The sequence below is a fragment of the Enterococcus sp. AZ040 genome (assembly GCF_050499185.1).
In the GTDB taxonomy this organism is placed as follows: domain Bacteria; phylum Bacillota; class Bacilli; order Lactobacillales; family Enterococcaceae; genus Enterococcus_D; species Enterococcus_D entomosocium.
This window is the reverse complement of sequence record NZ_JBMHEW010000001.1, coordinates 2,187,763-2,198,890: the sequence shown is the minus strand read 5'-3', so window position 1 is coordinate 2,198,890 and position 11,128 is coordinate 2,187,763. Positions and strand designations below refer to the sequence as shown.

Genomic DNA, 11,128 nt, shown 5'->3' with positions numbered 1-11,128 from the left:
AGAAATGGTATGAAAAGCAGAAGGAGGGAAAAACGTCTTTACAAATGGACGATCGGCCAATTAATTCTCTTTTTGACCAGCATCAGTTTCGTCAATTTGTATCTTTTAACAACGACAATAAAAGCCGAAGCAGCAGTGAATGTTTTAGATGTGGAGATTTTAAGCAATTTAACGAGTGCCAATACAAGTGGCACCTCAGTAAGCGTTCCATGGCCAAGCAGCGTGACAAATCGACCAGTGACTTTTTCTATTAAAGGCAACGGCGGGTTGAACGCTTCTGTCAATGTCAGTGGGGAAGATAAATTTGCTTTATTAGCGATCCCAGCAGAATTGAGAACTAGCATTAGTGCCAATGGATCCGCATCGATCAAGACGTCGACCACAGTCAATATTGCCAATGTCCCACTTTTGAATGCGATCTTAACAGCGCTTGATTCCTTGACCAGTTCACTAAATCTCAACCTTGGGATTGTTCAAATCGATTTGACAGCGATCAATCAGCAGATTTCTTTACTAAAGACTGTCGGAAATATTGGGAATGTTGAATTTACCAGTCCGTTGCAGTTTACGACCCAGAAAGAAGCTTTATATGCCAATATGAGTTCGAACCTTGGTGTCGTCTTAGGAACCAATGTCCCGCAAATTCTACGGAATTTAAGTACCGCGATTCAAAATACCCAGATCCGAGTGATCGGCATCGATATTGGCGGCGTCGTGCGCGCATTGCTGCAAGGGTTGCTCAATACTCTACTTAGCACCGTGAACTCAGCGTTGAATGATTTGACAACTGTCCAAGAACAGCTGGCGGATGCAGCTGTTTTAGGAGCAACGGATGTTCAAATTCCGACGTTACTTTCAGGTCCGGGTCAGTTGACTGCAAATTGGACAGCTAATTTTTCCGCTTCTGTTTTGAAAGCAAAGCCGACGGACATCAATCTCTTGAACTTTAGTGCGCTAAATATCAGCAGTCGCCAAACCATGATTTATTTCATGGTCGAAGCACTGACGATGGATCGGACGAATCTACCGACTCAGCTGAATTTTGGCCGACATGCCATTCAAACGAAAAAGAGTGAGACGTGGCGGGCAACCGCCAACGGCGATCAAAGCGCAGCTGCTACAACTGGGATTTTACGGATCAATGATACCCGCAATCGGCAGAAAAAATGGCAAGTCAAGGTCAGACAATCCACCAATTGGGTCAATGGCACGCGAACATTGCCAGCTGCCGAATTAAGGGTTCAGCTTGGAACTGTCAATTCGACATTTACAGACGGTCGAGTGGTTTTACCTGATAATGCAACGATTGCCCTGCAGCAAAATGTCGAAAAAAATGTGGTGACGTTGGAAAATGCGGCATCGACTGGTGGACTGACTGTTAATTTTTCCCAGTTCAATTTATTTGTACCTGAGAAAACACCTAAATTTCAAGGTCAGTATCGCGCCACAGTCGTATGGACCGTTTCTGATACACCTTGAAAAGGAAGAGCAGAATGAAAAAGAATTCCCTTGTGCTGCTTCTGATTTTGATGATCGGCAGTTTCTGCAGTTTCGTTCCATCAGCAGTAGCCAATACGACGACTGGCAACATTGAGTTTTATGAAGGACCAACGGAAACAGCTAGCAGTGATTCAATTGATGAAGAAATTGAACCACCAACCAATCAAGAAACGGTCACTAACGTAGAAGAACCACTGCCGCAGCTTGCTGAAACCAATCACTTTTGGCTGCCCTTAATAGGTGGATTCTTCATTAGTCTGACATTGATCATTTGCATCAAAAAAAGGAGGATGGCAAAATGATTTCAAAGAAATCGGTAATAGGCACATTAGGGGTATTGACCGCCCTTAGTATTGTGACCACGGTGCAAGCGGACGACACGACCGGTGTCGTAGAATATACCTCTGGTGGCATCGTGTTTGACCCGGATAAAGGCGGGAGTGATCCCAATACGCAGCTACCAACGAATTTAGATTTTGGTGCCCATGAGATCCAAACAGAAAATGGCGAAACGTGGGTGGCTACTACGGATGGGACTGGACTACCTGGCGATGGGTCCACGCTGCAAAGAGGGGCAGTTGCAGTCAGTGATAACCGAGGACAGGCGAACTCTTCTTGGGCAATTAAAGTACGGCAAGCAACCCAATTTACGGCAGGAGACAGTACGTTGGACGGTGCGGTATTAACGGTAGATACGGGTACATTGACCAACAACTTAAGTTCGCCGCCAACCGGAACCAGTGATATTGCCAATGGCGAGCTTGATTTTGCGGCGATCAACAATGAATATGCTTTCTTGACCGCCAATGCTGGTGAAGGGATCGGTGAAACATCGATGCCTCTAGAACAATTTACCCTTTCGATCCCAGCCAATACGGAAAAACAATCGGCAACCTATCAAACGACCCTCGTTTGGACGATCAGCAGTGCGCCGACGACCCCATAGGTTAGTAGTCATTGCTTAACAGTTAGCAGAAAAAAAGCAGCTTGCCTAAGCGGCTGCTTTTTATGCTAGCTGATTTTTCTTTCCTATTTTGTGTAGAAAGGATCTGACAGGATGCATCAGAACAAACTTCGAGGCAAAGGATTTCAGTATTGGGTAGTAAGTATTCTAACGGTCTTATTTTTAATTGGTACTAGTAGTACGGGGGCAGCAGATTCACTTGATACCTTCGATGTTCAAATCAAATTGCCGGAGTCACAGCGGGACAAAGAGTTGATGTACTATGATTTGTTGCTGGAGCCCAAGGCAGAAGAAAAACTAGCAGTCATGGTTTCCAATAAAAGCGAGCAACCAATCAATCTACAGCTATCGTTTAATCGAGCGGTCACGAACATGACTGGCGTCGTTGAGTACTCTGGGGCAAATGAGGAAGCAACGCCTTCTGCTCCGTACGCGATCGAAGAACTCGTTACTTTGAGTGATGAAACACTTTCATTAGCCCCTAATGAACAAAAAGAAATCACCTTGACAGTCCGGATGCCATCTAAATCATTTGATGGGATTTTGGCAGGGGGACTATACGTACAGCAAACCGGCAGTGAAGAATTTCAAGGGAATGTTCAAAACCTATTAGCAAGAGAAGTGGCGGTATTGCTCCGAAATAAAGAGTCAGACATCCCGCCAGCGGTCCGAATTGAAGAAGCCCATTTGGAAGAGATCAACCGCCGCAATGTCATCATCGTAGCGGTGGAAAATGCAGCAGCCGATTATCTCAGTAAAGCCACGCTTGCTTATGAAGTGTTTCATGAAGGAAAAGCAACAGCCATCAAAGGAGAAAAAGAGATCCAATTAGCGCCCAATGCATTAATGAATTACGCACTTCCGCTGGATGGAAAGGAACTGCTATCAGGAGAGTATGAAATAAAAGCGACCCTCAAAGCAGCCGATCAAGAATGGCAGGGAGAGCCGACATTCCAAGTTGCAAGGCAAGAAGCGCAAGAAAGAAACGAGCAAGATGTCAGTATTGAAGAAACCGCTTCGTCGATCCTTCTCTATCTATCGATTGGGGGTGTTTTATGTTTGATCATCGCCTATCTGATTTGGCATAATCGAAAACTAAAACGAGCATTAAAAAAAACAGATGATAAAACCCCATGAGCACTTGTAAGAAATTCCTTATTAATATAGAAGGAAAAAAAGAAAACAATTAAAATTCACGGGATGCATGTAAATCAGAAGCATAATAAAAGCAGCAAACAGGCCATTTATTGTTCGAAATAAATGGTTTTTTGTCGTGTCCATGAAGATTCGATATGGTAAATTAAGTAGAAAAATTTTTTGATTGCATCTTGCAGCAGCGAACGATCACTTTTATTTTGATGGAAAATCTTCAGAGGAAACAGTTGATTACCCTTAACCGGACTGCCCAAAGAGAAGGTTAGCTTTTTTTTGCGAAAAAACGAAGAATAAATAACGATTAATATTTTATTTGAACGAAGGTTATTTTTTTTGAAATCATTAGAAAGGTTGGGCAGTAGTCGGTAAGTTTTGGAATTGTTAATTAGTTAAACTACTTAAAAAAACATAAGTTTTTATTGTTGTTTGCGCTTTCTGTCTTATAAATGTGTTAAGAAAGCAGTACGACGGGAACTCCTTTACTATAATAGGTTTAGACCAATTATAAAGTCTTTTCTTACTTTGTTTTTAATTTAAACTACCTTTTTTGCATAAACGTTTCGCTAATTCGTTTGAAAGTGCAAGCAGGCATTTTTAATTAAGAATACAATTAGAAATGATGTGAAAAGGAGAATTAAGATGTCTGCAAATTTGAGCAATTTCGCTGTTTATATAGTAGATGACAACTTTTTTAATGGAAATTTGATGAAAAAAATGATCACTGAAAGTCATGTTCCTTATTCTATGGTGGAGATCATTTCACCGGAAGGACTAGATTCTTTTCTTGAAGGGTACTTAACAGATGTGAACGATTTATTTTTATTTTCCATTGAAATGATGGGCTTTGATCGAAGTTTTCAATTAGCAGGGCGATTGAGGGAGCAGTGCAAAAAGTGTCAAATTGCTTTTTATGGTGCCTATGCGTCCAAAATCGAAATCAAGAAACTGAATCTTATCTGTCCTTTAGGAATCATCGATACAGAAGAAAAGGATGTGGCAATGCAGTTAAGAAATTTGTTAACAGAAGCAATTGAAGTGAAACGATCATTGCTGGGAAAAAAACACTTATTAAAAATTGTTAGTAAACGAGAGTTGATGATCGTTGATGCAGAAGCAATCAACTACATAACAACGATCAAAGGTGAGCGAAACCGAATCGTATTCCATCAAAAGAAATCAGTTGAGTGCATTGAAACTTCGTTAAAGGTCATCAAACAGCTAGATTTGCCTGAGTATTATAAAGTATTCAAATCGTACATTATTAATGCGCGACAAATCAAAATGATTGATCGAACAAACAATGTTCTTTGCTTTTTTAATGGGGAAGAATTAGAAGTTGGAAAAAAAATCCGTAAAGCAATCAGTTAAAACTACATATATTTAATGGAGGAAAAAAATGAAAAAGAGAAATAAACGAATTCGTCATGGCATTGTTGTTACCGCTTTAGGTCTGTCCCAAGTGATCACTCCGGTCATGGCGCTTGCGGAAACCACGGAACAGGAACAGACCATTCGTACTTTAGATAACTCAAATCATCTGCTGGAATCAACCAGCGGCGTTGCCAATGAAACAAACACAAGCGACGCGCAAACAACTGAGACTACTCAAACGGATCGTTCTTCAGAAGAAAGCGGCGAAGCAACCTCCAAGACGGATGCAGCAACAACGAGTCAAAGTGAAACGCCTGCTACAACTTCATCAACGCATACAGCAGATACTACAGATTCGACGCAAACAAGTTCTTCAGAAACTGAATCGAAAGAGGCAAAAGGAGCCGAAAAGAGTTCCCGTGTCAGCACCCGCATCAATGGACAAGAGCTTTTAGAAAAAGGCACATTACTGACGATTGCTGGTGAGGAGTTCAGTCAAACGGAAGAAACGCGGATTTTAAACAATAGTCCGGTAAAACTGAAATTAGACTTTGAAATCAATGACGAAGACTACTTAGCCGGCACCACTGCTGTTTTTGACCTGCCGGAAGGCCTTGGTTTTAGTGATATGCAAGGAACAAATGAAGCAATCAATGCTTCGTGGGCAGTAGATAGCGCCGCCCATCAATTAACGATCACCTTTAACCAATCCATTCATGATGCATCGTTTTCGATCGAGTTGACTAGTTATCTTTATTCAGAAGACAAGCCTCAGCTAACCATTGAGATAGGCGATCAAAACCAGACAAGCTACGCCATTGATTTGTATGAAGAAGTTGACCCGATTCAATATGTGTCAGAAAAAAATGTCTTTGGGATGCAAGGAATGGTTTACTACAATACTGATCGGACATTATCTGGAACGGAAACTCTTTCACTGCATTTGGTTGATACGCCGGGTGCGTCCTTCAAAAAGATTGAGACCCAACCGTTAAAAGTCTTCAGCTATGAAGTGGATATCAAAGGAAAGATCAAGCCAGAAACACAGACAGCATTAGTCGAAGGGACAGACTATACGATCACCTCAAATAGTCTTTACAATACTGCTGTTGAAATCAAACAGATGGACAAACAAAAGGCTTATGGGGTTTCTTATCAATTCACCATGAGTTTGACCGAGCTGACGGATTATACGCCTTCTTTTTCAAAAGGGTATCCAACGACCGGATTTGGTTCGGTACAGCTAAAACAAACAACTGCCCAAAACAGAGGGTTTTCCTTTACCGCAGCAACCAGTAAAGATGAAAAAGAAGTCGATTCTAGGTATTATATGGGGGTTGCTTCTGCCAGTTTTATGAATGGCCTTTCTAAAGGAAACTACTATGTATCAATTCATCAAATGCCGACGGAGATGAAAGCAGGTCAACAAATCATTCTTTCGAGTCAAAACGGACAGCCGATCACGGCGAAACAGTTAACAGCAAGAGACGCCTTCTATCAAAATGTGACTTTTACGGATTATTTTTCTGTCGAAAATAATGGGGACAAACTGATTGTGACGGCCACAAAAGACAGCAATCTCACTCTTGGTTCCACGAACATAACCGTACCCTTTGATCAGAAAGATATCATCCTCAATGTCTCGACACCGTTAATTGCTAATAAAGAATTCAAAATCGTTGAAGACAACTACGTCGAACCAATCAGTGTTCTTAATCCCAATAACGCTGAAACTGCTTGGGGAAATTATGATCAAAATGGTGCCTATGCCAGTGACACTTCAGTCAATATCGAAGGCAGCACCTCACAACCGATCGAAAATTTACAAATGTTTATTGAACATCCCGAGTATCTTTCTTTAAGAAAGGTACCAAAAGTCGGCTTCTATTATACTTTAGGAACTGATTATACGATTGAAGAAGTAGCAGGCGGAACGATGGTCACCTTTACGTCGCCCATTACCTATTCTGTTCAATTTGATATTGGCTTCAATTATGTGCCAGACAGTTTAGCACCGACAAAATCAATTCCTAACGATACAATTCCAATCACGATTTCCGCGACAGGACTTGACACGGTTCATACCTCCGTCTATACCGGAAGAAAACTGTATTCTGAACGCACGCTCCAAAGCAGTAAGAATCAGTTTTTAGTCAACGCTCGTCAAGATACCATCAGTGATTTGACTGTTGAGACCCATGTTCCGAAAAATACGGATGTTGTGTTTTCGATCATCGATGTTTCCAATGAACAAGTCAGTGGCATTTATCCACAGTACTGGGATCGTGGTTATTATGATAATCAAGCCATGAAAGAAAGCGATCCGAATTATCCAACGATCACCCATGATGAGGCAACCAACTATTATACCTTTGATTTTGGGACGACTAACCATCGCTACATCATTTCCTATCAGTACGCCAATGGTTGGCAGGAAATGAGTACGATTTATGTACCTGGTTTTGCAAAAGAGCCGCTATCAAATAATCAGCAAGGCTCAACTACCGTTTCGGTTTCCAATACAGCGACGGATATTATTGGGATTACTCAAAATACCGTGAATAATACAAAAAACATGACTCAGGTCAAGGTCACAACAAAAAATATCGATGATGGCTCGAAAAAAGTAGCAAATCCAACGATCCTTCTAAAATCATTGGGAAATACCAATGGTGAAATCGATCTTAGGTCAATCAATGTTTCAAATGTGCCAGACGATAGCTACGAAATCAAAGAAATTGACGGAGATGTACAGCTTGTCTTTTCAAACTATGTTTTAACGAAAAATATCGAAATCAGTTACAACGTACTTTCACAAAACGCCGGCCAAATCTCAGCTTCAGCAACGATCGTTTCTGATACGATTGATACCTTGTCGGAAGCCAAACGGACGGCTACTTCGACGGTGACTAACCTGCAATTTTCGGCAGGTGATTCAAACGGGATCATTTACAAAACTAGTGCGTCACTTGATGTTTATAATACCGAAGAACCAACTCAGAAAATTGCAGGCGTTACATTGATGCTTTGGAATCAGTTGACTGGAGATGTTATTTCTGTTGTAACGGATGAGAAGGGAGAGTATCAATTAGCTGATATTTATACAGGGACCTATACGCTTTATGTTTCCTACGTCCCAGAAGGTTACGTCATACCACAGGAACTTCAGCTTGGTAAAGAGGTGCAAGTGAACCGGACGGGCAATCATCTTTCTGTCGGCATCACACCAGAAGAAGACTTGTCGACGATCGACGCCAAAGATAGCACGATCTACGTGGGAGATGAATGGCATGCTGAAGACAACTTTGTTTCAGCGACAGACAAGCATGGCAATGCGTTGACCTTCTCGGAAATTACCGTCAACGGTGAGGTCGACACATCTAAAGTCGGCACTTATGAAGTCAAATACATGAATGGCAACGTGAGCGAGACAGCGACGATCACTGTGGTGGCCAACCAAGAAACGGTGGCAGCCAAAGACAGCACGTTATATGTGGGCGATGCATGGACACCAGCTGATAATTTTCTAGCGGCAACGGATAAAGACGGTAACACAGTGGCAATCACAGAAGTGACCATCACCGGTGAAGTTGACACGGATACACCTGGAGAATACCAAGTAATCTATCGTAACGGCAAAGCCGAAGCAACAGCGACGATCACGGTCTTAGCAGACCAAACTTCGGTTAAAGCCAAAGACAGCACCTTATACATCGGGGACGACTGGCATGCGGTTGATAACTTTGTTTCGGCAACGGACAAAACAGGAGCGAACGTTCCATTTTCAAATGTGACAGTTAGTGGAGCCGTGGATACTTCCAAAGAAGGCCAATATTTAGTGGTTTATCAAAATGGCAATCAAAAAGCAGTCGCCACGATCACCGTGGTTGCCAATCAAGAAACAGTCGTTGCCAAGGATAGTACACTTTATGTTGGAGATGCGTGGGAGCTTGCGGATAATTTTGTTTCAGCAACGGATAAGAAGGGACAACCGTTAAGCTTGGCAGAAGTCACCACCAGTGGTGACGTGGATACGAAAGTACCAGGAGAATACCAAGTAATCTATCGTAACGGCAAAGCTGAGGCGAAAGCGACGATCACCGTGATAGCTGATCAAACATCAATTAAAGCTAAAGATAGCACCTTATATGTTGGTGACGACTGGCAAGCAATCGACAACTTTGTTTCGGCAACGGATAAAGCAGGAGCAAACCTACCATTTTCAGCAGTGACCGTTAGTGGATTAGTTGATACGAGCAAAGAAGGTCAGTACAAAGTTACTTATAGCAATGGTAAAACAGAAGCTATTGCTACGATCACGGTTGTTGCGAACCAAGAAACGGTGGCAGCTAAAGATAGTACGTTGTATGTAGGTGACTCATGGGAAGCCGCGGATAATTTTCTTTCCGCAACAGACAAAGACGGCAAGGCATTGCCGCTAACAGAAGTAACCGTTGATGGCACAGTTGACACCTCTAAAGCAGGCAGATATGAAGTGGTTTATCGCAATGGCAAAGCCGAAGCGACTGCCACGATCACCGTGTTAGCTGATCAAACGAGTGTCAAAGCCAAAGACAGTACCCTATACGTCGGCGATGACTGGCAAGCTGCCGACAACTTTGTCTCAGCCACAGACAAAACGGGAGCAAACCTACCATTTTCAGGAGTAACCGTTAGTGGCTCAGTCGATACCTCCAAAGCAGGCGAGTACCCAGTGGTTTACCAAAATGGTCATGTCAAAGCAACGGCGACGATTACAGTCGTTGCGAACCAAGAAACCGTAGTCGCTAAGGACAGTACGATTTATGTGGATGATAACTGGCAAGCTGCCGACAACTTCGTGTCAGCCAAAGACAAGGACGGTAATGAGCTAAAACTTGCAGATATCACAACAGTAGGTACAGTCGATAGCGCCACACCAGGGAAATATGAAGTGATTTATCGCAACGGCAAAGCCGAAGCGACTGCCACGATTACCGTGTTGGCAGATCAAACGAGTGTCAAAGCCAAAGACAGTACCCTGTATGTCGGCGATGACTGGCAAGCTGCCGACAACTTTGTCTCAGCCACAGACAAAACGGGAGTAACGGTTGAATTATCAGGAGTAATGGTTACTGGTACCGTCGATACCAATCAAGAAGGCACATACGAAGTCACTTATACGAATGGAAAAGTCAGCGACATAGCGACAATCACTGTGGTTGCTCACGAAGAAACGGTCGTAGCAAAAGATAGTACAATCTATGAAGGAGAGATGTGGCAAGCCGTCGATAATTTTGTCTCGGCAACAGATAAAAGCGGACAAGCAGTCGATTATGATCAAGTATTGATTAGCGGTACAGTCAATACTGATGTGCCTGGAAAATACCAAGTCATCTATCGCAACGGCAAAGCCGAAGCCACTGCCACAATTACCGTGTTGGCAGACCAGACCTCTGTGACTGTGAAAGATAGCGTGATTTATGTCGGTGATAACTGGACAGCTGGCGACAATTTTGTCTCCGCTACAGATCGTGACGGTAAGTCACTCACGTTGGAGCAACTACTGGTGGACGGTTCGGTGGATACGAACAAAACGGGTACCTATCAAGTCACCTATTCAATCGTAACCGATGAAGCAGCAACTCCTAACTTTTTCGCACGCTTATTTGGTACTGACTCACAAGAAGCAGTCACCGCCACAGCGACGATCAAAGTCATTGAAAAAGCAGAAGAACCAGAGGAAAATGATAAGCAGCCAGAGAAAGATGATTCTAATAAAGGGCAAGAAAAACCAACGGATGCAGGACAGCCTGGTAAACAAAGCAAAGCGACCGCAAAGGACAAGCGGGTGTTACCAAAGACCGGTACAGCCATCACTCAAGGCTATTCGATTGCAGGAGTGAGCCTTATTGCACTAGCGGGGATCGTCTTCTTTCGTAAGAAACACACGAACAAAAGCAGAAAAACAAAATAAGTCTCAATGACTCTAACAGCGGATATCCTTAAGGATATCCGCTGTTTTTAGTTTGTTTTCTAAAAAAATCCTACAGTATTGCGGTTTTCTTGTCTGATAAGCAGACGTATAAAGAAGATATAAAGATGCTAGCAGAAGATTTACACTATTTTTATTTCTTTTTGCGTATGCTTACGTCATGA

Annotated in this window: 6 protein-coding genes; all 6 read left to right on the top strand. The window is 42.6% G+C overall.

Features of this window, described 5'->3' with window-relative positions:
• Window positions 1-9: 9 nt before the first annotated feature.
• The 6 genes from IGK63_RS10165 to IGK63_RS10140 all read left to right on the top strand — a co-directional run bounded on the left by IGK63_RS10165 (window position 10) and on the right by IGK63_RS10140 (window position 10,946).
• The gene (locus IGK63_RS10165; RefSeq protein ID WP_016613489.1) at window positions 10-1,479 is read left to right on the top strand and encodes an adhesive domain-containing protein; all 1,470 of its coding nucleotides are present in this window, start codon (window positions 10-12) and stop codon (window positions 1,477-1,479) included.
• 14 nt (window positions 1,480-1,493) lie between these two features.
• Window positions 1,494-1,802 (top strand): hypothetical protein, encoded by a 309-nt coding sequence (locus IGK63_RS10160; protein ID WP_016613488.1) that lies wholly within the window; start codon window positions 1,494-1,496, stop codon window positions 1,800-1,802.
• Window positions 1,799-2,446, top strand: coding sequence for a WxL domain-containing protein (locus tag IGK63_RS10155; protein WP_016613487.1), 648 nt, complete (start codon window positions 1,799-1,801; stop codon window positions 2,444-2,446). Before IGK63_RS10160 ends, IGK63_RS10155 begins: the two co-directional genes overlap by 4 nt.
• A 111-nt stretch (window positions 2,447-2,557) precedes the next feature.
• Complete coding sequence (locus tag IGK63_RS10150; RefSeq protein WP_016613486.1) at window positions 2,558-3,601, top strand: DUF916 and DUF3324 domain-containing protein; 1,044 nt, start codon at window positions 2,558-2,560, stop codon at window positions 3,599-3,601.
• Between the two features lie 657 nt (window positions 3,602-4,258).
• The gene (locus IGK63_RS10145) at window positions 4,259-4,987 is read left to right on the top strand and encodes a LytTR family DNA-binding domain-containing protein (protein ID WP_016613483.1); all 729 of its coding nucleotides are present in this window, start codon (window positions 4,259-4,261) and stop codon (window positions 4,985-4,987) included.
• Window positions 4,988-5,015: 28 nt separating this feature from the next.
• Complete coding sequence (locus tag IGK63_RS10140; RefSeq protein WP_016613482.1) at window positions 5,016-10,946, top strand: bacterial Ig-like domain-containing protein; 5,931 nt, start codon at window positions 5,016-5,018, stop codon at window positions 10,944-10,946.
• Window positions 10,947-11,128 lie beyond the last annotated feature (182 nt).